Origin of the sequence: Candidatus Formimonas warabiya (assembly GCF_002777255.1) — a bacterium.
Lineage (GTDB): Bacteria > Bacillota > Dehalobacteriia > Dehalobacteriales > Dehalobacteriaceae > Formimonas > Formimonas warabiya.
The window spans coordinates 5,775,503-5,797,715 of sequence record NZ_CP017634.1 but is presented as its reverse complement, the minus strand read 5'-3'; the positions used below and the strand labels follow the sequence as shown (position 1 = coordinate 5,797,715).

General features: G+C 50.5%; 20 protein-coding genes. All 20 read right to left on the bottom strand.

The features are described from left to right. Positions 1-31: 31 nt before the first annotated feature. Entirely contained in the window at positions 32-1,684 is a 1,653-nt protein-coding gene (locus tag DCMF_RS26150) for a PucR family transcriptional regulator (RefSeq protein ID WP_214658924.1), read from the bottom strand. A 72-nt stretch (positions 1,685-1,756) separates the two neighbouring features. Beyond that, on the bottom strand, positions 1,757-3,040 hold the full coding sequence (locus DCMF_RS26145; RefSeq protein ID WP_148137158.1) for an adenylosuccinate synthase: 1,284 nt from the start codon (positions 3,038-3,040) through the stop codon (positions 1,757-1,759). 58 nt (positions 3,041-3,098) lie between these two features. Next, positions 3,099-4,274, bottom strand: coding sequence for an acetyl-CoA C-acetyltransferase (locus DCMF_RS26140; protein ID WP_148137157.1), 1,176 nt, complete (start codon positions 4,272-4,274; stop codon positions 3,099-3,101). A 64-nt stretch (positions 4,275-4,338) separates the two neighbouring features. Then, complete coding sequence (locus tag DCMF_RS26135; protein ID WP_148137156.1) at positions 4,339-4,893, bottom strand: cupin domain-containing protein; 555 nt, start codon at positions 4,891-4,893, stop codon at positions 4,339-4,341. Between the two features lie 221 nt (positions 4,894-5,114). Continuing rightward, positions 5,115-5,975 carry a methyl-accepting chemotaxis protein gene (locus DCMF_RS30280; RefSeq protein ID WP_148137155.1) on the bottom strand — a complete coding sequence of 287 codons (861 nt, stop codon included), beginning with the start codon at positions 5,973-5,975 and terminating at the stop codon, positions 5,115-5,117. 150 nt (positions 5,976-6,125) lie between these two features. Next, positions 6,126-6,875, bottom strand: a complete 750-nt coding sequence (locus DCMF_RS26125) for a cyclase family protein (RefSeq protein WP_148137154.1) — start codon at positions 6,873-6,875, stop codon at positions 6,126-6,128. A gap of 14 nt (positions 6,876-6,889) precedes the next feature. Beyond that, positions 6,890-7,822, bottom strand: a complete 933-nt coding sequence (locus tag DCMF_RS26120) for a beta-keto acid cleavage family enzyme (RefSeq protein WP_214658923.1) — start codon at positions 7,820-7,822, stop codon at positions 6,890-6,892. Between the two features lie 18 nt (positions 7,823-7,840). Then, positions 7,841-8,221: a cupin domain-containing protein gene (locus DCMF_RS26115; protein ID WP_148137153.1), complete on the bottom strand. Its 381-nt coding sequence runs from the start codon at positions 8,219-8,221 to the stop codon at positions 7,841-7,843. 48 nt (positions 8,222-8,269) lie between these two features. Further along, positions 8,270-8,902, bottom strand: coding sequence for a 3-oxoacid CoA-transferase subunit B (locus tag DCMF_RS26110; protein ID WP_148137152.1), 633 nt, complete (start codon positions 8,900-8,902; stop codon positions 8,270-8,272). Further along, the gene (locus tag DCMF_RS26105; protein ID WP_148137151.1) at positions 8,895-9,569 is read right to left on the bottom strand and encodes a CoA transferase subunit A; all 675 of its coding nucleotides are present in this window, start codon (positions 9,567-9,569) and stop codon (positions 8,895-8,897) included. Before DCMF_RS26105 ends, DCMF_RS26110 begins: the two co-directional genes overlap by 8 nt. Positions 9,570-9,581: 12 nt before the next feature. Beyond that, entirely contained in the window at positions 9,582-11,918 is a 2,337-nt protein-coding gene (locus tag DCMF_RS26100) for a xanthine dehydrogenase family protein molybdopterin-binding subunit (RefSeq protein WP_148137150.1), read from the bottom strand. A gap of 143 nt (positions 11,919-12,061) precedes the next feature. After that, entirely contained in the window at positions 12,062-12,544 is a 483-nt protein-coding gene (locus DCMF_RS26095) for a (2Fe-2S)-binding protein (protein ID WP_148137149.1), read from the bottom strand. Positions 12,545-12,556: 12 nt separating this feature from the next. Further along, positions 12,557-13,417 carry an FAD binding domain-containing protein gene (locus tag DCMF_RS26090; protein ID WP_214658922.1) on the bottom strand — a complete coding sequence of 287 codons (861 nt, stop codon included), beginning with the start codon at positions 13,415-13,417 and terminating at the stop codon, positions 12,557-12,559. 163 nt (positions 13,418-13,580) lie between these two features. Next, positions 13,581-14,237: a hypothetical protein gene (locus DCMF_RS26085; protein WP_148137147.1), complete on the bottom strand. Its 657-nt coding sequence runs from the start codon at positions 14,235-14,237 to the stop codon at positions 13,581-13,583. Between the two features lie 144 nt (positions 14,238-14,381). Then, positions 14,382-16,634 (bottom strand): xanthine dehydrogenase family protein molybdopterin-binding subunit, encoded by a 2,253-nt coding sequence (locus tag DCMF_RS26080; protein ID WP_148137146.1) that lies wholly within the window; start codon positions 16,632-16,634, stop codon positions 14,382-14,384. 215 nt (positions 16,635-16,849) lie between these two features. Continuing rightward, positions 16,850-17,479, bottom strand: coding sequence for a cobalamin B12-binding domain-containing protein (locus DCMF_RS26075; protein ID WP_236860125.1), 630 nt, complete (start codon positions 17,477-17,479; stop codon positions 16,850-16,852). Positions 17,480-17,501: 22 nt separating this feature from the next. Beyond that, the gene (locus DCMF_RS26070) at positions 17,502-18,938 is read right to left on the bottom strand and encodes a trimethylamine methyltransferase family protein (protein WP_148137144.1); all 1,437 of its coding nucleotides are present in this window, start codon (positions 18,936-18,938) and stop codon (positions 17,502-17,504) included. Between the two features lie 206 nt (positions 18,939-19,144). Continuing rightward, positions 19,145-19,879 (bottom strand): ABC transporter ATP-binding protein, encoded by a 735-nt coding sequence (locus DCMF_RS26065; RefSeq protein ID WP_148137143.1) that lies wholly within the window; start codon positions 19,877-19,879, stop codon positions 19,145-19,147. A gap of 80 nt (positions 19,880-19,959) precedes the next feature. Beyond that, positions 19,960-21,249 (bottom strand): ABC transporter substrate-binding protein, encoded by a 1,290-nt coding sequence (locus tag DCMF_RS26060; protein ID WP_148137142.1) that lies wholly within the window; start codon positions 21,247-21,249, stop codon positions 19,960-19,962. A 160-nt stretch (positions 21,250-21,409) separates the two neighbouring features. Continuing rightward, complete coding sequence (locus tag DCMF_RS26055) at positions 21,410-22,189, bottom strand: ABC transporter ATP-binding protein (protein WP_148137141.1); 780 nt, start codon at positions 22,187-22,189, stop codon at positions 21,410-21,412. Positions 22,190-22,213: the final 24 nt, after the last annotated feature.

Below are 22,213 nucleotides of genomic sequence, written 5' to 3'. Positions count from 1 at the left end.
AGTTTTTTAATCTTTTGTTAAATCATTTTAATTATTCTTTTAATTCAACAAGCTTGATCACAACCTCAAGAGCAAACCGCTCTTCCTTGTTTGATAAATCAATTTTACCTATTTCTTCTATTCTGGAAAGCCTATACGTAACAGTATTATAGTGGACAAAAAGCCGCTTCGCGGTTTCCGGAATACTGCCACTACAGGCAAGAAAAATTCTTAGTGTTTCCATGAAAAGGGTTTTATGCGCTTGATCGTACTTAATTAAAGGCCCTATTTTCTCTTCAATAATATCGCCGGCTTCCTTTCCATTTCTCATCTGACTGATCAAGCGCCAAACACCCAGTTCGTCGAAAAAGGTTACCGGTCTGCGGGCAGCAAATTTTTTCCCTATTTGCAGTGCCTTACAAGCTTCCTCATAACTTAAGGCCAGCCCGGAATCACGATCATAAGCACGCCCCACGCCCATTTGGGGGACATCGTTTTTCAAAGAGGCATTCAGGGCTTGATAAATATGGTGTACCTTTTTTTTATAGGTCAAGGCATCTCTATCCACTTGGGAAAGGATGATCACTAAAAAATCGCTTTTTTCCGCCATTAACAGGTTCGGGTTTAACTGTTTTATAATTTGTTGGGCCTTATGGTACCGGATATCCAGGTATCCGGATATTGTTTGCTTGTTTGGTTGCGGCTCATTTTGAAATTGGAGCACCATCACGCCGTAGGGCGGTTCCAGGTGCCATCCAAACAATTTGGCCCGCATTTTTACCTGCTTAATGGAATCTCCGCTAAAAGAGGTGAGCTGGTCCAAGATGATATTCTTGTACTTTAGCTCGGCACCTGAAATAGCCAAGTTCCTCATAATTTCAAATGCGGCGATGCTGATAGATCGTTCAAGGGCAGTGATGGATAAACGGGACAAAGGGGCCCTTTCCCAAACATGGATCACCCCTAATTCTTCCGTTCCCGCAATAATGGGGAAATCAACGGCATGAATATTGTTCTTCTCATAGGAATCCTTTTCTGTTAACCCCTCATCCCTGATCGAACAGGCCTGAGGTTTTTCTTCTAATTGTGGCTCCCTCTCTTTCCCGCCGGGAACCTGGACGCAGGTATTGAGCATTGGTACTTCAATGCTTAAAGGGTTTCCCACAAGGGCATACAGCTTATGCGCCAAAGAGACTACCCCATCCGCTTCAAAAATGGCGTTCATTAAATTACTGTGTATTTCCTCTGATAATTTAAAATAATCCGCCTGTTTCTCTAAGATAATTTGGGAAACAGGCATGATAATATCGCCAAAGGAGGTCTCATAACCAATCGTGATCAGGGGGAAATGATAGGCATCAGCTAATTGAATCATATCCTCCGGAATTTTATCCAGATAGCGGCCGGGCTTTAATGCTAAACCCGCCAAGCCCTTTTTTGACAATGTGGGTATCAATTCATGCAGGGCCAAAAGATTATGGGATATGGCGAAAGCAGTCGTCAGCAGCAGCTCGCCTTCTTTAACCCAATGATGGAAGTCAGGCACTTCCATCACCGTAATTCCGCTGACAATGTTGTCAATTCCCTTTTTACCTCCGATCAATTTAAGCGATGCAAAGCTCTTTAAACCGAGGATCTCGCGCACAGTAATTCCCCAATCGGCATGAGCAAGATGATCTTTAAATTCTTGGTGCTTCCGGTTCATATCATACCTCGCAACGGTTAAACATCGTGGCACCCCATGATAATCCCAAGCCCCCATTAGGGCAGCTATTCCTCAAAACACCGGTTTCAAGGGAATAGTCTGGTGCCGTCCCGGGCCAATAGCTACAAGGGAAATCGGCACTCCGGTCAGTTCTTCCACCCGGTCCAGATAATGCCTGGCGTTTCCAGGCAATTGGCTTAATGTTGCCGCTCCGCTGGTATCTTCTTGCCAACCCGGCAGTTCCTCATATTGGGGCCGGCACGCACCTAAGACCTCGAGCTGGTGGGGAAACTCTTCCAGTACTTGCCCCTGATACACATAGCCTGTGCAAATATAGATCGAGGAAAGATGATCCAGAACGTCCAGCTTTGTCATGGCCAGGCTGGTCAAGCCATTCACCCGCGCCGTGTAGCGCAGGACCACCAGATCCAGCCAGCCGCAGCGCCGCGGCCTGCCGGTGGTAGTGCCAAATTCTCTGCCCCGTTCGTGGATCTGCCGGCCCACCGCACCGAAAAGTTCTGTAGGGAAGGGTCCTTCGCCCACCCGAGTGGTATAGGCCTTTGTCACCCCAATCACATGGTTGATCCGGGTGGGCCCCACACCCATGCCTAAGCAGGCGCCTCCGGCAGTCGGATAAGAGGAGGTCACGTAGGGATAGGTTCCGTGATCCAGGTCCAAGAGGGACCCTTGGGCACCCTCAAATAAGACATGTTGGCCGGCATCCAGGGCCCGGTTCACGAATAGGGAAGTATCTTTGACATATTTCTTCAACCGGCAGGCATATGCTTGAAAAGGCTCCCATATTTCTTCCACAGTAAAGCTTTCCCTGTAATAGCCCGTTTTTAAAAGCCGGTTTTTTTGCTCTAAATTCCGGTGCAGCTTATCCATAAACCCGGCCCGGTCAAACAAGTCCCCCATCCGGATGCCGATCCGGGCAGTCTTATCGCTGTATGCGGGACCTATGCCCAGACAGGTGGTGCCCAGCTTATTGCCGCCCCGCTCCTCCTCCTCCAAGGCATCCAGGCGCCGGTGGTAGGGCATGATCACGTGGGCGGCGTCACTGATATGCAAGTTTTCGCAGTTGATCCCCTGTTCCTTCAGGGTATCCAGTTCGTGAAGCAGCACTTCCGGATCCACGACCACGCCGTTGCCAATGACACAGGCGGTCTGAGGATAGAGGATCCCTGAAGGAATCAGGTGCAGTTTGTACTCCCGCCCCTCCGCCACCACCGTATGGCCGGCATTATTGCCGCCTTGATAACGTGCCACTACGTCTGCCTGACCGGCCAGGTAATCGGTAATTTTGCCTTTTCCCTCGTCACCCCACTGGGCGCCAATTAATACAACCGCCGACATGTCTCAGGTACCTCCTCCCAGTGATATCTGATCAGATCCCGTCCCTTTTTGAAAGGTTTCAACGTCCAATGATCAGGGCAATTCCTTGGCCTCCGCCGATACACATGGTCGCTAAGCCAGATTGGCTATTTCGCTTATTCATTTCATGGATCAGGGTGACCAGGATGCGTGCGCCGCTGGCGCCAATGGGATGGCCCAAGGCAATGGCGCCGCCGTTCACGTTCGTCTTCGCGGCGTCTAACCCCAATTCCCGGGCCGCATAGACGGCCTGTGCCGCAAAAGCTTCATTCGCTTCCACTAAATCTATCTCTCCCATATCTAGCCCCGCTTTTTTTAAGGCGGCTTTCGTCGCCGGTACCGGGCCGGTACCCATTAGGGAAGGATCAACTCCTGCCCCAGCATAACTGATGATCCGGGCCAGCGGTTTTATGCCTAAAGCTTTCGCCTTTTCCCCGCTCATCACAACCATAGCTGCTGCACCATCGTTGATACCGGAAGCGTTTCCGGCCGTTACGGTGCCCTCTTTTTTAAAAGCCGGTCTCAGTTTATTTAATCCTTCCATGGTGGTGCCGGCCCGGGGATATTCATCCTGCTGAAAAAGAATAGCCTCCCCTTTTTTTTGCGGGATCCGGACCGGAACGATTTCATCGATAAATTTACCTTCTTGAAGAGCCTGTTCCGCTTTGATCTGGCTGGAAAAAGCAAACTCATCCTGATCTTTTCTGCTAATATGAAATTTCTCGGCAATATTCTCCGCGGTCAGGCCCATATGTACCTCGTCCAGGGCGCACCATAAACCATCTTTTATCATGGCATCAATCAGTTTTTGATCACCCATCCGGTATCCCCAGCGGGCCTGATCCAAAATATAAGGTGCCCTGCTCATGTTTTCCATGCCGCCGGCTACCACAACCTCCGCATCACCGGCACCAATGGCCTGGGCGGCCAGGATCACGGCCTTCAAACCGGAGCCGCATACTTTATTCACGGTGAAAGCCCCTATGCCTACCGGCAGCCCGGCTTTGACTGCCGACTGCCGTGCCGGGTTTTGCCCCAAGCCTGCCTGAAGCACATTGCCCATGATCACTTCATTGACCTGATCAGCTTGGACGCCGGCTTTTTCCAGGGCCGCGGCAATGACCACTCGGCCCAATTCTACGGCGGGAGTATCTTTTAAGGTTCCTCCCATACTGCCGATTGCTGTTCGAACAGCGCCGGCAATGACTATTTCCATGCTATTCCCCTCCTTTGATCATAGTCTGCCGGGTATTTTACAGATGAAGCAAGATACCTACTTACTATTCGGAAAATATGTTGACCCAAATTGTTTTTGATCGATTTTGAGAACTATTGATAAAACGATGCGGGTGGTGAGAATCATAATAAATTGCATCTCCCGACTCCAGGGTATAGACTTCATTATCAATTTCTATCTGCAAGCTCCCCTCGATGAGTACCCCAAATTCCTTCCCCCGATGCCGGGTGGTCACCTCGGCGCTGGCAGTCCCAGGCTCATAGGTATTTTCCGCCATCTGTATTTGGCTTTTCTCGTCCAAAACAAGAATCCTCCGGCTCACTCCCTCCGATGTGTGTAAAACTGCTTGTTCACGCTTACGGATCACCGGTTGAAAAACAGCAGATTGCTCATCATCAAACAGTTCCCCTGCCGCAACTTGCAAAGCATCGCTGATCGCAATTAAGCTGCCGATGGACGGGTTTGCCTCGCCCCGTTCGATCATACTTATTAAGGACAAACTAAGATTTGTGGCATCTGATATTTCCTTGAGCGTCATTTTCTTCTCTAATCTAATTTGGCGTATTTTTACACCTACATTACGGATACGGTCCTGCAATTAACATCCAACTCCTTAGAATAAATTATAATAGTATTATAATATTTTATCCTCATTGAAAGCAAATCTAAATTTAAAATATATCCTCTTTACTCTTATTGGAGTTAATTGACCGTATCCCGGTTCTCTATTAAATGCTGCCGGAGGCAAATCCTTTCCGCCCCGTAAGTCTGCCGCGAAGAGCGCCAATCAGGCACCGCATCTTTCATGAGCAGGCAAGTCTACTGGGCGTTCACATCGGTGGTTAGATCTTTGGCCATCTCGACAATGGTATCGGCCAGTTTGGCTAGGGCATCAACCTCAGGAATAACTTCCGTAATGGCGAGAGCCTGATGATCGGCCACTTGCGTTACTTCTTTTATGGCCATGCTAATATGTCCCACCGCATTCTCTATCTCTCCCAGGGTCTTCCTGATGCTTTTTGTGGAGTCCGTACTTGTTTTTGCTAATTTGCGCACCTCTTCCGCCACTACCGCAAATCCCCGGCCGTGTTCTCCCACCCGGGCCGCTTCAATAGCTGCATTAAGACCAATCAGGTTAGTCTGATCCGCTATTTTCCGGATAACTTCCACCACGCTGCCGGTTTCTCCCACTTGGGCGCTGGCCTCCTGGGAAATGCTGCCCAATTCCTGGCCTGTGGCGGACAGCTCCTCCGCTTCGGCTGCGATCTGTTGGACCGTGAGATCTAATTTCTTGATGGTCTTGTTGAGTATCTGAGAAATTTCCAACAGCTTTTCTTTTCTCTCCACGGATTGATAGATCATCACGCCACCAACGAGTTGCGGCCCCTCAAAAATAGGGACGCCAATCCCTACGTAGGCAACACCATAATATTCCTTTCCTACTTCCATCGTCACACGCTCTTTTCTTTGCAGCGCGCGAGAGATGATCCAGTTTGGATCCAGCCGCTCCCCCAGAGATGTTTCTTTTCCAAAACTAAATGTTTTGGGATTCATCTCCCAAATGATTTTTTCCGTATCACACACTTTTACGCCGATATCGTCAAAGGTAAATTGGTTTAATAGGGGAGCAACCGCCAAAATATTTTTCAGAGCGTCGCACAATTCCCTGTTTTCCTCCATGCTATTCACCGCCTAACCCTAGTCTGATCATACTTTTTCAGTAACCTCCCGAACATATGATTCAGCCGGACTGGCTTACATATGTTCGGATCTCAAAAGGTTACCGGCTTCAAGTCCCGGATCGGGTGGAAAATTAGTACAGATCCAGACCTATTCGTCCAAAAAGGCGACGATGCGACAGATCCCGGCTTCCGCTCCTTCAAATCTCCAGGGAAAAGCGCCGATCAGGCAGCGGGTATTCAATACCCGGGCGATATCCCCGCCTACGTTTTCCGCATGAACAATACCGTGGCGGAAGGGCTCATGGTGCATTACAAACAAATCGGCTTCCGGGAACACTTCCTCAAGCTTTACCTGACGGCTAGACTCGAATTCTTTTACCATGTCCGGCCTTTTAAAGCGGATGGAGGTATTCAAGGCATGATCTGCCGAACCACAATCCACACCGATCCAACTTAATTCCTTCTCTATGGCCCACTCCGCAAACTGCTTGTTCGGCCCGGGATGTTTGAGAAAATAGGTTACTACGTCTTCCTTCTCTTGGCCGGCATAGTATTTATACCACCCCGTATGAATGATGAGAATATCACCCTGTTTTACTTCCACCTTTGACTCAATTAACTCAGGCGTATAGATGCCCCACTCTCCGATCTCACTCACATCCACAATAACCCCCTCATGTACCAACCGTTCCAGGGGAATGGCAGCGATATCTTTTCCCCCGGAAACCCCGTGCATCTCGCTGTCTAAATGGGTGCCGATATGCAGGGGTGTTTCGATCATCTGACTGACGATGCCGTTGGTATGGTGCTGCTGGATATACCATAATTTGGGGGCGGGATACCCCACCCATCCCGGAGAATGAATGGACATGGGATTTGTCAGATCTACTAAACGCATTCGAGAACCCTCCTTTAATAATTCACATTGTCCAGGCCTTTCAGACCCAGATATTTCCTGGCCTGAGCAGGGCTGGCCAGTTCAAAGTCAAGGCCTTTCAGAATGCCTGCCATTTTTAGGGCCAATTCCCTGTTGCCTTTGGCAAGTTCCCCTTTTTTAATCTTGATATTGTCCTCCAGCCCCACCCGCACATTGCCGCCTAGCAGGGCCGCCGTCGTGCCTAAAGCGAATTCGGCCGGATAGCCGATTCCTATCACCGACCAGGTGAAGTTCTTTTCGAATAAACGCTGGGCCGTGTCCAGAAGGTGAATTAAGTCCCGGATATCCGTGCCGATCCCTCCCAGCACACCCATGACAAACTGAATATGAATGGGAAACTCCAGCCATCCCTGGCGTATCATATAAGCTGCACTATAAAGGTGACCGACATCATATACTTCCAATTCCGGCTTGGTTCCATATTCTTTCATGGTCCGGCACATCAGATCAAGGTCGGCAAAGGTATTCTTAAAGACAAAATCCTTGGTATTCTCTAAATAAGGCTTTTCCCAAGCATATTTCCATTCTTTAATAGAAGGAATGGCAGCAAACATGCCAAAATTCATGGACCCCAGATTAAAGGAAGCCAATTCGGGCCGGTAGGCCGAAACCACTGCGGCTCTTTGGGCTACGCTCATGCCGGGCCCTCCGCCGGTAGAAGTACAAACCACCACATCACATCTTTCTTTAATGTCGCCCAGCACCTTGCCCCAAAGGTCCACATCCCCGCAAGGCTCACCTGTTTCCGGCTTGCGCATATGGATATGTACTACCGCGGCGCCTGCTTCCCAGCATCCCACCGCATCTTCGATTAACTGCGCCGACGTAATGGGAAGGTAGGGGGTTTGGCTGGGCATAGTCATATTGCCGGTAAGAGCCGTTGTTAATATTACCGGTCTTTTAAACACGGCAGATCACCTCGCTTTTTACCATTTTATACCTGCTTTCAGATACATCTCCGTATCTGCCGGCGCCAAAGTGCCTACCACAATATAATCCTCCGTACCGGTCGCTTTAACGGTATGTTGTATTCCGGGCGGAACATAGATGACCGAACCTTTGGTAAAGGGATGCTCGGTTCCCTGGTCCAAATCAACAGCCACTCCTTGCCCCTGTATCACATAAATAATATCCTCGGACATTTTATGGACATGAGGAACGTTTTCCTGTCCCGGTTTCATCACCACATAGTGCAGGCTGGCATTTTTACCGCCCATTCCCGGCCAAACTACCGCCCTGGCGTCACCGCCCGGAACCAAAGGTATCCTGACATAGTCCCGGTCAACATGTAGAATTTTAATCCCCATTTTCTCAACACTCCTTCTGAAAGCTATTTTGTAGAAAAACTGTTTTTCTTAGATGCCGATTTGAAGCCTGGCTCCGGTAGCTGCGAGGACACCGTCAATAGTAGCCCCCGGCGCCAGTTCACATAATACCAGGCCGTCCTGATCAACCTGGATCACAGCAAGATCGGTAATGATTTTGTTTACCGGTCTGGTCGAGGTTAAGGGCAGACTGCACTGAGACAATATCTTAGGCTTTCCTCCCGAAGCTGTGTGTGTCATGGCCACAATTACTTTCTTGGCCCCCACGGCCAGATCCATCCCTCCTCCCATGCCCGGCACCATTTTGCCCGGTATCATCCAATTGGCAATCCGCCCCTGGGCGTCTACCTCCAATGCACCCAAAACGGCAAAATCCAGATGCCCCCCGCGGATCAGAGCAAAAGAAAATGAACTGTCAAATACGACTCCCCCGGTCATAATAGATGTGGGCTTCCCCGCAGCGTCCACCAGGTTATCGTTTTGCTGCTCAGGCAGCGGCACCGCTCCCATGCCCACAATGCCGTTTTCGGATTGGAAGTAAACATTCATCCCTTTGGGCAGATACTTGGGTACCAGGGTGGGAATACCAATACCCAGATTCACCGCGTCCCCTTCGCGGAGTTCCTGCGCCACGCGCCAAGCGATCCACTCCCGATCAGCCATTTAACGCACCCCCTTGCCCTGCTAAAACCAGGGTGTCCACAAAAATTCCCGGTGTCACCACGTGGTCCGGTTCGATGGCGCCCAATTCCACCAGTTCATCCACCTCGGCCACTACCCGGTCTGCTGCCGTCGCCATCAATGGATTGAAGTTTCGCGCAGTTAAACTATAGCGCAGGTTTCCGAAGGGATCCGCCTGATATGCCTTGATCAGGGCAAACTGGGCGTGTAGGGGGAGTTCCAGCAGGTAAGGAATCCCGTTAACTTCCAGCACCTGTTTTCCTTCCGCCACCAGCGTTCCCACACCTGTCGGCGTCAGCACACCCCCCAGCCCGGCTCCCCCGGCCCGGATCCGTTCCGCCAGGGTGCCCTGGGGCACAAGCTCCACTTCTAGTTCCCCGGCGTACATTTGTTTTTCCACAATGGGATTCAATCCGATATGGGAAGCAACCAATTTTTTCACCCGATGGTGGGAAAAAAGCAAGTCCAGCCCTTTCCCCGGAAGTCCGTCATTGTTGGAAATAATCGTTAAGTCCTTGGCGCCGGCTTCCGAGAGTGCGTAAATAAGTGTTTCCGGTACGCCGCACATCACGAAGCCCCCCACCATGATGATGCTGCCGTCTTTCATCTCTTGGACGGCTTCTCTTGCCGTCTTAATTTTATCCCGCATTGCCTACACTCCTTAGACTTTTAATCCTTTTAAACGCTTAAGCAGTTCTTCCGGTTCGATGGGCAAATCATAAAACCGCAACCCTACCGCATCATAAATCGCATTAGCTAAAGCCGAGGCCGTGCAGCTCATGGTCCCTTCACCCAGTCCTTTCGCTCCGTAGGGCCCATCCCGGTGCCATCCATCCGCAATGTGGGTATGGTCATTTTCACATACCGGCAAGTCCATAGTGGTAGGGATCAAATAGCCCGTCAGAGAAGCATTTAACACCTTTCCCTTATCCATCACCATTTTTTCCATAAGGGCCGAGCCAAGGCCCATTACGGTCCCGCCCTCAATCTGTCCTTCCACTCCGGCAGGATTGATGGGGACTCCGGTATCAAAAGAACTGGCAATTCCCTCCACCTGGATGTTTCCCGTCTCTATATCCACCGCCACAGCAATAGCCTGAGCCCCCTGGGTATAAAAGGCAGTGATGCGGTCCCCCGTCCCGCTGGGCGATTCCGCTGTTTTCCCCTGGAACCAGGTAGCCTTGCCCAATATTTCACCGCCCACTTTCGGGTATTGTCCGGTACCCATGATGTTGTAGGTAAATAAATCTCCAAAAGTAATTTCTTTCGCAGGATTATTTTTAAATCTCACTCTCATATCGGTAACTTCTAGTTCTTCTTTACTAACTTCAAACTTTTGAGCAGCCATTTCCACTAATCTCCTTTTAGCATCCTCACAGGCTAGCCGTACGGCGTTTCCGACATTGTAGGTTGCCCTGCTGGAAATAGCGCCCTCATCATAGGGAGCAATCTGGGTGTCCCCACTGATCACCCTGATATTGGACATTTCAGTCTCAAACTCTTCCGCAGCGATCTGCGCCACCACCGTTCTCAGACCCTGGCCGGGATCATCTGACCCAACTCTGATTTCTATGCTGCTGTCCTCGTGCACCTTTACATATGCCAAAGAAGCGGTAGGTGCCATGCTGTACTTGTTGCCCCCTGAAAAACCGATACCGCGCTTGATATAAGGGGGTTGTTCCTGAGTTGCGATTTGTTTCCGCAGTATTTCCGCCTGACTTTTCACCCAGCGCATACATTGTTCCGCCTCACAGCTGAAAACCAGCTCCCCGGCCGGGTTGCGGTCACCTTCACGGAGAACGTTCTTCAAGCGAAACGCCATGGGATCCAGGCCTGCTTTCTCGGCGAGAATATCATTCTGGCATTCGGTAGCCCACTGTACCTGCACATTGCCAAATCCCCGGAAGGCCCCGGCAATTGGTTCATTTGTATAAATGCCATAGGATTCAATGCGGAAATGAGGTATCTTATACGTACCTACGGCTGCGTAGGTACTATTTCTCACGACCAGGTAACCAAAATCCGCATAAGCACCCCCGTTGAATAAGACGCGGATATCGCGGGCCACCAAGGTGCCGTCCTTTTTGAGGCCGTCTCGAATATAAATCACCGCCGGGTGCCGGGTCACGGCGCCGATAAATACTTCCTCCCGGGTAAAATTCAATTTTACCGGACGCTTACTTTTCTTGGCCAAACCATAAGCAATGCCCATGGTGATAATTTCCTGTTTTCCCCCAAAGCCCCCGCCTACGTTGGGCGCAAGGACCCGCACCTTGGAGGGGGATAAATTAAAGGCACGCCAAAAAATATTTTTACACGCATACAGGGTGTTTTCCGAAGCATAAATGGTCACGTTGTCCTCTTGATCTACGCTGGCTACCGCGCAATGAGGCTCCATCTGTACATGCTGAATCCGGGCCGTGCTATACTTATTTTCCACAACAATATCGGCTTCCTTCAGTCCCTGCTCCACATCACCGCTGGCAATGACATGGGTGTGGTAAACGTTGGGACGGTCGGGCCACAACCGGGGTTTCATCATGGGCGAGTGCTGATAGGTGGGCAAGTCTGGGTGCACGACCGCAGAAGGAGTGATGGAATAGGCATCTTCCACATCAAAAACCGCCGGCAGTTCCCGGTATTCCACTTCAATTAATTTCACCGCTTCCTCGGCAATTTTTTCCGTATCTGCCGCCACCGCCGCTACCGGATCACCGATAAACCGGACCCGGTCTTTGGCCAGCACATAGGCATCCTTTAATCCCGCCCCGTGCCGGATATCATCCAGGTCCCCACCGGTAATCACCGCCCTTACCCCCGGCAAACGTTCCGCCTTGGAGGTATTAATGCTGATAATCTCCCCATGGGCCAGAGGGCTGCGTAAAACCTTCGCCCAGAGCATTCCGGGCAGCATGAGATCATAGACAAAAGTTGCGGACCCGGTAACCTTAGCCACGCCATCCACTTTATTGACACTTTTCCCAATAATTCTGGGCATCTTCTTCCCTCCCTTGACGCAAGTTCTTAACTTGCTAAGTAGTTTTCTTAGCAAGTTTTAGAACTGCTAATACATGACTTAATTGGCGTTGGACTCCCGCCTAAAGCGGGAGACTTATGCCAAGTTAGTCAGGTAAGACTACTCTAGCTGTTCTGTCCAGCCATCTTTTCAGCAGCGACTTTCACCGCTTGAACAATTTTTTTATAGCCGGTACACCGGCAGAGGTTGCCAGACAGCCCCCGGCGAATTTCTCCTTCACTAGGATGAGGGTTTTGATCCAGCAGTGCTTTGGCGGACATAATCATTCCGGGCGTACAATACCCGCATTGCACCGCTCCTTCGGTAATAAACGCTTCTTGGATGGGGTGCAGGCGATCTCCGCTACCAAGTCCTTCAATGGTTAAAATACGCGCGCCGTCAACCCTGGAGGCTAGAATCATACAGGAATTAACCGCTTTTCCGTTCAGGATCACGGTACAGGCACCGCATTCTCCTTCGTTGCATGCCTTTTTGGTGCCTGTAAGATTCAGATTTTCCCGTAGCACATCAACCAGGAATGCGTCTTCCTCTACTTGAAGCTGATAGGCTTGCCCATTCACGTCCACATGAATATGGATTTTTCCCATAAGACTCCCCCCCTACCTTTTTAAAAGATTGGCCTGTAACACCGCTTCCCGGAATGTTCTTTTGACAAGCACGGCGACCACATCCTTACGGTAATCGGCTGTGCTGCGGATATCCGTAATGGGATTAACTTCATCTTTGGCCATTTCTCCGGCTTGAGAAAAAAGATCCTCTTCCGGCACCCGGCCCAATAAAAACTGTTCCGTTCTCCTCACCCTGACCGGAGTCGGCGCCACGGAACCTAAGGCAATCTTCACCGCCTTAATCCTGTTTTCCACGTCTAATTCCACATAGGAAGCGCAATTGCACACGGAAATTGCCAAGGCGTTACGCTTGCCGATTTTTAAAAATTTGGTCCCTTTTTCCCGGATTTTAGGAATCTTGAGGGCCGTAATGATCCCTTTTCCTGCTAGTTTCGTCCGGCCAGGTCCCACAAAAAAATCGTCCAGGGCCATGCTTTTTGCAGATTCTTCATCCCGGTACTCAATCACCGCACCGAGAACCAGCAAGGCCGGTAATGAGTCCCCTGCCGGTGAGGCATTGCCAATATTTCCTGCGATGGTGCCCAGATTCCTGATCTGCGGTGCCGCAACGGAACTGCACGCCTCAGCTAAGACGCCTGCCCATCTTTTGATCAGCTCAGAATCAATCACATCACTGTGTGTTGCCATGGCACCAATGCGGATATTTTCTCCCTCTTCCTCAATCGCCGCATCCAATAGCGCGCTCACATCGACAAGTTGCCTGTACTCTATGCCGTTGCGCAGCTGGATCACAACATCCGTTCCCCCCGCAATCACTTTTGTTTTGGGTGTCGTGTGCAGTATCCTAACTGCTTCCTCTATGGTCTTTGGCTTTAATATAGAAAATTCCACAGTATCGACCCTCTCCTTTATCCTGACCTCTCTTTTCCCTGCATCTTCCTTACAGTCAACTGAACCGTTCATAAGCAAATGGTCAACTGAGTAATTTCCCCTGATTCTTCTCTGAATTCCAAGAAGCCGTCTCGATTAAAGCCGGCTTCTTGGAACGAAAAAATTATACTTCCAATGCATTTGGGATGATCAGTTTTTTAGCTGTTTCAAGCAACTCCTGGGGCACAGGACGAATGCCGACGTTCTTTTCCGCCTTCTTCTTTTCCCAAAGCTCCTTCGTCAGAACAAAAGAAGGACCCCCGCCCAGCTCGTGCCAGGTATCAAACCTGGGAATTAAATCATATTCCTGCATCCATCTCCGTAAACCGTGGGGGCTCTCAGCAACGATCAATACTTCTTCCTGCCCGAGATAATCCAAGCTATATTCCATCTTGGCGGCAAACAAAGCCGGTCCTACGCGCAGGCCACGCTTGACAGCCAAGGTATGGTAGGACATGGCTGTTTTTTGATCCACCATCCGCTGGTTCACTAATCCGGCCACCACCCCGTCAATGGTGCCGACTAAGACAAACTCATCCTTAACCCGGTAGCGATAAAAACCTAGCAACTCCGAATAAACCCGGGCCGCAACAATGTCATAAAAGTCTGCTTCTCTTTTAATTAAAGGCTCGACAACTTTCAGCAGTGTGGGTACCGCTTCACGCCCTACCTGATGAATCACCAGCTTCCTGCCATCTTTTAAATCCACATACTTGGGCGGATAGGGCACCATCGGTGTCTCCGGCGGCCGCAAGGCCATTTCAATCTGATCAACGGACATTTAATTCTCCCCCTTTAATGAATCTCTAACTTCAATATAATTATAATATATTTCAATCACACTGTAAATATCTAATTCATGATTTATCGGATTTATTTCTTGACAATCCGACATAAAATTTCACCTGATTGTATTTGTACAGCGTCATGCGTCGGCTTTGTTTTTCAGCATCGCCAATACTTTCTCAGGGGTAATGGGCAACTCGGTGATTCTGATCCCTACGGCATCAAAAATGGCATTGGCCACGGCAGCACCGACAGGGATCAGGCAAGGTTCCCCCACTCCCTTGGCGCCAAAGGGGCCTGAAGGTTCCTGGTCCTCTACAATTAAGGGATGTATTTCTGCCGCATCCAGTGTTGTCGGTATTAAATAGGTACTAAAAGAAGGGGTGAGAATCTTGCCATTTCGGACGATCAACTCTTCCTGCAGGGCTAATCCTTGTCCCATAATACAGCCGCCTTCGATCTGCCCCTCGGTACTGCGCGGGTTAATCGCCCGGCCTACATCATGGGCCGCTGTAATCGCCAACAAGCGCACCTGACCGGTCTCGACATCTACCTCAACGTCGGCAATATGACAAGCATAGGCATAGGTGGCATAGGGTACACCTTGCCCCTGGGCGTCCAAACTGGTAATACTGGGGTTGAAATATCCCCTGCCAAAGGGCATCTTTCCCTGGTAATAGCATTTGCCCACGGCTTCTTTAAACGAGATCGCTTTGGCCGGGTCATGAGCAATGAAGATCTTCCCTTGCTCTCCTTTAAGCTCTTCAGAGCTGCACTTTAAAGAGCTTGCGGCCTGGTCATAGATCACTTTTTTGGCCTCGGCAGCCGCCAGCCGGACAGCGTTTCCCGAAACGTAGGTCTGCCTGCTGGCCGAAGTGGGCCCGCCATCAGGGGTCATCGCCGTATCGGCAGAAAGCATACGGATGTCCCCTGCATCCACGCCAAGCTCTTCAGCGGCAATTTGGGCCAGCGCGGTATTGGAACCCTGGCCAATATCGGCACAACCGGTGAGGACAATCACCGTACCGTCGTCCACGATATTTATGAAAGCCCCTGAAGGGTTGGCCTTGCCCGTATAGCCAATGCCATACCACATGCAGCTTATGCCTCTTCCCCGACGATGCTTGCCCGGAAGGCTTTTCGCCTCCGGATCCTGTTTTTCTTTTGCGGCCTTGATCACCTGCTCCATGCCGATACTATGCCGTAGCTGCTGGCCGGTGGCCGTGACGACGCCCGGTTTATGACAATTCATTAAGCGGAACTCTATCGGGTTGATGCCGATTTTTCCCGCTAAAATGTCCATTTGCTGCTCGTGGGCAAAGGTGACCTGGGGAACCCCAAAACCGCGCATGGCACCGCAGGTCGGATTATTGGTATAGACAATCCTGCCCCGAACTTGAACATTAGGGATATCATAGGGCCCCGGGGCGTGGACGACGGACCGGGCAATCACGCCCGGCCCTTGAGAGGCATAGGCACCGGTATCGGCCAAAATATCCGCCTCTAGAGCAATCAATTTACCTTCTTTTGTGGCGCCGGTTCTCATTTTTATCATCATGGGATGCCGTTTAATAGAAGCGATCATCGATTCTTCCCGGGTATAAACCAGTCGTACCGGACGTCCGGTTTTTACCGCCAGCAGGGCAACCAGAATTTGGGTTGAAATGTCCAGTTTTCCCCCAAAACCCCCGCCGGTGATGGTTTGAATCACGCGCACCTGATTGATGCCAATGCCCAGGTTCCGGGCAATCTCCCCCCGGTCGTAATGGGGATTCTGGGTGGACGCCCACACCGTTACTTGTCCGCCTTCGGCCAGGGCTAAGCTCACTTCCGGTTCCAGGTAGGCATGTTCCTGATATCCCGTGCGGTATTCACCTTCCACCACATAATCCGCTTCTTGAAAGGCCTGGTCTACATCGCCCCGGACCACCTTTTGCTCCATGAGCAGATTGCTCTGCCCATGCAGGACCGGAGCGCCGTCTGCCAATGCAGTTAAAGGATCAAATACTCCCGGCAGCTCTTCTATCTCCGCATGAATCATTTTCGCAGCCAATTCGGCCAGCTCTTCCGTCTCGGCAGCAACTACCGCCAACGGATCGCCCCTCTTTCTGATTTTATCCTTTACCAGCACCGGCTCATCTTTAAACACAATGCCATAGGCATTCAGGCCCGGTACGTCCTGGGCGGTGAGCACTGCCTGAACCCCCGGCACCTTATGGGCCCGGGTGAGATCAAGAGATTTGAGCCACCCGTGGGGTACCTGGCTGCGCAGTACCTTGGCATAAAGCATTCCGGGCAGTTTCATATCCGCCCCGAACCTAGCACTGCCTAATACTTTTTCTTTTGCATCATTGCGCAGAATACTTTTACCAACCACATTAAATTCAGGCAAGATAACCACCTCTTAATTTTTGAAATACCTTCAGCGAAAGGGTCCCCGTACCCCAAGCAACCAAGTAGCCGAAGTCATCTTTGACCCTGGCTTTTTCAGCATGGCTTAACTTGCAGGTACGGGGTGATCCCTATGACGGAAAGGGGGTTACACCTTAAAACAAGATACAGGTTATTTCACTCTCATGGAAAATCTATGGTCATTAGACTCTCCGGTCAAATCAGGTTTTGGAGCAGATCAACAGCGGATGCGGCGTCAGGGGCAAAACCGTCGGCGCCTATGATTTGAGCAAAATCCTGACTCACCGGCGCTCCGCCCACAATGATCTTCATTACTTTACGCAAGCCTTTTTCCTGGAAGAGGTCAATCGTGTCCTTCATCGCCATCATCGTCGTGGTGAGCATGGCAGACATAGCTATCACCTTAGCCTCTTGACGAAGGGCCACATCAATAAATCTTTCAGGGGATACGTCCACCCCCACGTCGATCACCTCGTATCCGCTGCTGCGCATGAGCATAGACACCAGGTTTTTGCCGATGTCATGCAGGTCTCCCTTGACGGTACCAATAACAACTACCCCTTTATTCTGCATTTTTTCCCCGGTGATGAAGGGCCTGAGCATAGCCATCCCGGCCTCCATCGTGCGCGCGGACATCAGTACTTCGGGTACAAACATATCTCCGGCTTTAAACCTCACCCCAACTACATTAATGCCGGGAATCAAGCCGTCATTGATCACGGACAAAGGATTCATATTTTCGTCAATGGCCTGCCCGACCAGTTCCCGGACTTTATTCAAATCCCCTTCTACCACGGCGCTTTGCATTTCCATTAAATCAGCCACTGTCATGACCTCCTTAAAATCATTATTTCTTCAATTCCACGTCCGCCGACTTGACCATCTGATCCAACTGCTGCAGTTGATCCATGGTCCGGTAAGTCTGAAGCGGTTGATTCATGATGCTGCTGAGCATATCTAACGCCTTGGTTGTCAGGTCCTTGGATCCTTCCCGGAGCCACATTTCCCGGTTAACCCGGTTGAAGTTCATCGGTACCAGGTTATCCCGGCAATGCCGCAGGGTGTGCATGGATTCCACGAAATTCCCGCCCGGGGGCAGGTTCAAAATCTCCTCCAAGGCCAAAGTGTCCTCGGTTACGTCCACACCGCCCAGCTCCCGTTTAAGCATGGCGCCGATTTCCGCATCTATCACCAATTGCAGGGGACTAATGGTGCAGGCCACTTCCAACTGCCCCGCCCCACCCAGGATGTTCGCTCCCGAACCGGCAATGAGGGTACTGTGCATCGCCCGCTCAATCATGCACTGACTGTCGGTGGTATTGGAGTCTGAGCCGAAACCATAGGTGTGGGTGTAAATCCCGTAACCTTCCTTGATAAACTGGATAATCCCGGCGTTTTGCAGGGTGGCTTCCACGCTGTGGATAAAGCAGCCCCCGTTGCGCATGTCCATCGAGAACAACATCACGTTTGCAAAAACCGGACTCCCCGGATGAAACAGCTGAGCCATCACCACCTGGGCCAGAACCTCGGTACTGGCCAGCAAAATGGTGCCGGCCGGGGTTATAGGCGACGTGCCCCCGGCTGTGGGCAAAGAGGAGCAGAAGATGGGCACCCCGTACCTGGCGCACTGGAGTACCACTTCCACGTCCATGGCTTTGAACTCCAGGGGCGTCAAGGAACAGGCAATCATACTGATCAAAGGACGCTCCCGCAATTTTTCGTATCCCCCGGCCAGCATGGCCGCCATATTAATGATCACTTTCACGCTGCCTTTACTGTATGGCTGAATCCAGGTATGTTTGTTGGTATGGGCGACCACGGTGCGATAGGTATGAACATCCACGCTCTGCTGGGGCAGGCCGGAGGTGGAGGGCAGAGAAGTAAAGTCGATGGGGGGCAAGGCGTCGGCCAGCCGGGTCCAATTTATGACGTCTTCCAGATAGATGGGCCGGTGGGTGCCGCCGGGCTCCAAGTAATGTGGCCCCCCGGTATTGGGACGAATATAAAAAGGCAGTCTGGGGGCAGGAAAGGGCAGATCATATTTAGGGTCATGGGCCGCAAGTAAAAAGCTTTTGGGCACTACCTTGAGGGCAGCTTCCGTGACAGCACGGGAAAAGCGTACAGTCTTGGTGTTCCAGTCCACGGCGGCTCCCGCTTTGTCCAAAAGCTGCAGGGCCTCCGGGTGGTCAACCACGACGCCCTTGTTTTCCAGGAGCGTTAACGACCTCTCGTAGATCTCACCAACCTCAGCATTGCTTAATACTTTCGTAAACATCTTTGCCATATAGAATCTCCTCCTATTGGTTTATTTCTTAGGATTTATAAGGTCAAAGACTGCCACTTACCTAAAAATGGGGGGCAAACCGACAACCCATCTCAGAGTGCACAACCTGCCCATGCCTCTCCCTCCTTATCATCAAATCATCTTTTTTATCCTCACTAACGATTCCGTCCCGACCCTGAATCCCGGAATCAAGTTGGCCTGTTCCATTAATTGCCCAGGAACATTTCCATAAAATCAGGCGCCCCGACAAATTCCATTCCTGTTTTCTTTGTTTTAATCGTACCGCCATCCATGACGTAAACAATATCGGACAAAGGAAGTATTTGCATCGGGTTCTCCTCAACGACCCAAAGCAAGGTGGTTCCTTGTTCTTTGATCTGCATGATACTCTCGATCAGTTCCGTGACAATTTGGGGAGCTAACCCGGTGATCGGTTCATCAAGAATTAACAACTCCGGTTTCAGCAGCAGCACCGACCCTAAGGCCAGCATTTGCCGTTCTCCCCCACTGAGGGTACTTGCTTTCTGTTTTTTTCGTTCCTTTAACCTGGGAAATGCGGTATAGATTGCTTCAATCATTTTTTTTGTGTCTGCATGGGGATCTGATAAATAAGTTCCCATGTCCAGATTTTCCTCGACAGTCATTCCTGGAAATACGTTACGGGCTTGGGGGACATAGCCAATTCCCATTGCGGCAATCTCATGGGGTTCCATCGCGCTGATGGTTTTACCATTATAGAGGATTTCGCCCTTCATAATCTGATTCACATGGAGAATGCTGTTCATTAAAGTGGTCTTGCCCGCTCCGTTAGGTCCAACAATGGCCGTTAGAGAGCCCTTTTGCACCGTGAGATTGATATCGTGCAAAACGGTAAGCTTGCCATATCCTGCCATAAGCCCCTTAATCTCTAGCATATTTTCCGTACATCCATGCTGCGTCAAAACAAGCTCCCTCCCATTTGATTATTATCGCTGTCTGCCTTCCCTTTGCGCAGGGGCAGGCAGACAGCATGCTTCAGGCGTTATTTTGCCGGGAAATTGCTGGAATCAAGTACTTCTTTATCTACCCAGTGCAGCTGATCATTCACTTCCATAATCGCCACAGCCGGCGCGCTCACATTTCCAAACTCATTGAAGTCAACGGGACCTGACGCCCCTTCATAGTCGATGTCATTTCCGGCCCGGAGTTCCTTTACGCCTTCCTCAAAAGAATACACTTTCACCCCAGGCGGTCCTGATACTTGGGTGAGATAGTTGTCCACAGCTGCGCCGGAAGTGTCCTGGGCAGCTTCCATGGCCAAAGCGGCTAAGATTACCGCATCATAGGTATTGGACTGATAATAGCCTGCCATGGGCTTTTCCTGATATTTTTTTTGATACAATTCGCTAAACCGGGTCCAGCCTTGGCTGTCTTCTTTTTCCACCACATGGATGGACAGCAGGCCAATAGAGGCATTTTTCGTCGCCTTGATCAAATCGTCGTTTTGCAATTCGGTGGTGCCCAGAATCTTGGCAGTTTCACCTTTTTGATAGATTTCCTTTAAAGCGATATTCGCCACCACCTGTCCGGTAGAAAAATAAACAAAGGGCGGCTTGGTGCTAAAGGCTTTTTTCAGTTCGCTGCTGTATGTTGATTGCTTGGAGCTGAGCACCACCGTATCCAGAATAGTCCCCCCGAACCTGGTAAAATTCTGCTGAAACGCTTCGGCTGCGCTGGTGCTCCCTTCCGTGTTTTCGTGCAGGATCACCGCCTTGTCGAAACCCAAGGCATCTTTTGCCACTTTTGCCTCACAAATGCCGATAAAGGAGTCACCGGTATTGGTCCGGTAAAGGTATCTCCCCTTGCCGCCGGCTTCATCTAAGGCAGAAGTACCTGCCGATGAGGAGATGATGGGCACCTTATTATCCACGGCAAAATCCGCTAAAGCCATAATCGGGTCTGATTCCGGCCCAATAATAACGCTGACTTTATTCACATTCACCAGTTTGGTAGCCGCCTGGACACTCCCCTCCACAACACTCTTATTGTCCTCCGTGTACACAACTACCTTTTTCCCCAGGATCCCCCCAGTGGCATTAATTTCATCGATTGCAACGAGACCACCTTTATGTATCGCTTCCGCCCAAGGAGCCATATCACCGGTAAATCCCGCAGAAAAACCAAAGGCGACCTCGCCGGGGGTTTGGGACGGCTCTTCTTGACCTGATTCTTCAGAGCCTGCGTCCCCCGGGTTCTGCTGTTGACTACACCCTCCAAGTGCAAAAGCCAGTAACAGTGTGAGAATAACCATCGGTTTGCCCAAGTTTTTCACTTTGTTTTCCCCCTTCTTATTTCTATTTCCGTTCCCCCTTTTATCCCTTCCCTTAATCTGAAAACGAATCCTCGCCTCCTCCCCGACTCACTTCTCCTTAGTTTCCAACACCCGGGAAATATCTCCCCCTGACCTGAACCGCTGGGCTGTTCACACCATTTCAGGCAGGAAAACACGCCTCTTCTCCTGTCCCTTTTTTGCCAATATAGCTTTCGATCACCCGCTCATCATGGGCAACTTCTTCCGGTACCCCGCTGCAGATGAGCCTGCCGTCCGCCATGACATAGATAAAATCGCAAATAGACATAATGAATTTTAGGTTGTGATCAACGATCAAAAAGGTATACCCCCGCCGGCTCAAGCCCTGAATCAGGTCAATCAGGCCGCAAAGGTTAGCCGGGTTGATCCCTGCCGCCGGTTCATCAAGCAGAAACACTTGCGGTTCCGCCATCAGCGGCCGGACGAATTCCAACAATTTTAATTCTCCGGCGCTTAACTCCGAAACCCAGGAATTCTCTTTATTTTCCATGCCGATATGATTCAGAATCTCACGGGCTTTTAACACATATTCTTGTTCCCGCTGCGCTATTTTCTTCCGCGCGGAAATTGCCGGCCAAATTCCCGAATTCTTATCTTTAACAAATACCAGCATGTTTTCCATGACCGTCATCTTGGGAAATCCTTTCGGGGTTTGAAATGTCCTGACAATGCCCTTGCCAGCGATCACATAGGGCGGTAGATTACCAATACTCTCTCCCTGGTAAAAGATCTTTCCGCCGTCCAAAGAACAAAAGCCGCTGATCACATTGAACAGGGTGGTCTTACCGGCCCCGTTTGCCCCGATTAAACCCGTAATGCTGCCTCTTTTCACGGTTAACGAAACGTCATCTACCGCCTTGACCCCACCGAAATACTTTTTGGCGTTTTGCACCTCTAACATGAGCAACCCTCCAAAATTCAAATG

Coding starts and splice junctions, on each gene's coding strand:
- DCMF_RS26150 (WP_214658924.1), bottom strand. CDS start 1,684: ATGAACCGGAAGCACCAAGAATTTAAAGATCATCTTGCTCATGCCGAT.
- DCMF_RS26145 (WP_148137158.1), bottom strand. CDS start 3,040: ATGTCGGCGGTTGTATTAATTGGCGCCCAGTGGGGTGACGAGGGAAAA.
- DCMF_RS26140 (WP_148137157.1), bottom strand. CDS start 4,274: ATGGAAATAGTCATTGCCGGCGCTGTTCGAACAGCAATCGGCAGTATG.
- DCMF_RS30280 (WP_148137155.1), bottom strand. CDS start 5,975: ATGGAGGAAAACAGGGAATTGTGCGACGCTCTGAAAAATATTTTGGCG.
- DCMF_RS26125 (WP_148137154.1), bottom strand. CDS start 6,875: ATGCGTTTAGTAGATCTGACAAATCCCATGTCCATTCATTCTCCGGGA.
- DCMF_RS26115 (WP_148137153.1), bottom strand. CDS start 8,221: ATGGGGATTAAAATTCTACATGTTGACCGGGACTATGTCAGGATACCT.
- DCMF_RS26110 (WP_148137152.1), bottom strand. CDS start 8,902: ATGGCTGATCGGGAGTGGATCGCTTGGCGCGTGGCGCAGGAACTCCGC.
- DCMF_RS26105 (WP_148137151.1), bottom strand. CDS start 9,569: ATGCGGGATAAAATTAAGACGGCAAGAGAAGCCGTCCAAGAGATGAAA.
- DCMF_RS26100 (WP_148137150.1), bottom strand. CDS start 11,918: ATGCCCAGAATTATTGGGAAAAGTGTCAATAAAGTGGATGGCGTGGCT.
- DCMF_RS26095 (WP_148137149.1), bottom strand. CDS start 12,544: ATGGGAAAAATCCATATTCATGTGGACGTGAATGGGCAAGCCTATCAG.
- DCMF_RS26085 (WP_148137147.1), bottom strand. CDS start 14,237: ATGTCCGTTGATCAGATTGAAATGGCCTTGCGGCCGCCGGAGACACCG.
- DCMF_RS26070 (WP_148137144.1), bottom strand. CDS start 18,938: ATGGCAAAGATGTTTACGAAAGTATTAAGCAATGCTGAGGTTGGTGAG.
- DCMF_RS26055 (WP_148137141.1), bottom strand. CDS start 22,189: ATGTTAGAGGTGCAAAACGCCAAAAAGTATTTCGGTGGGGTCAAGGCG.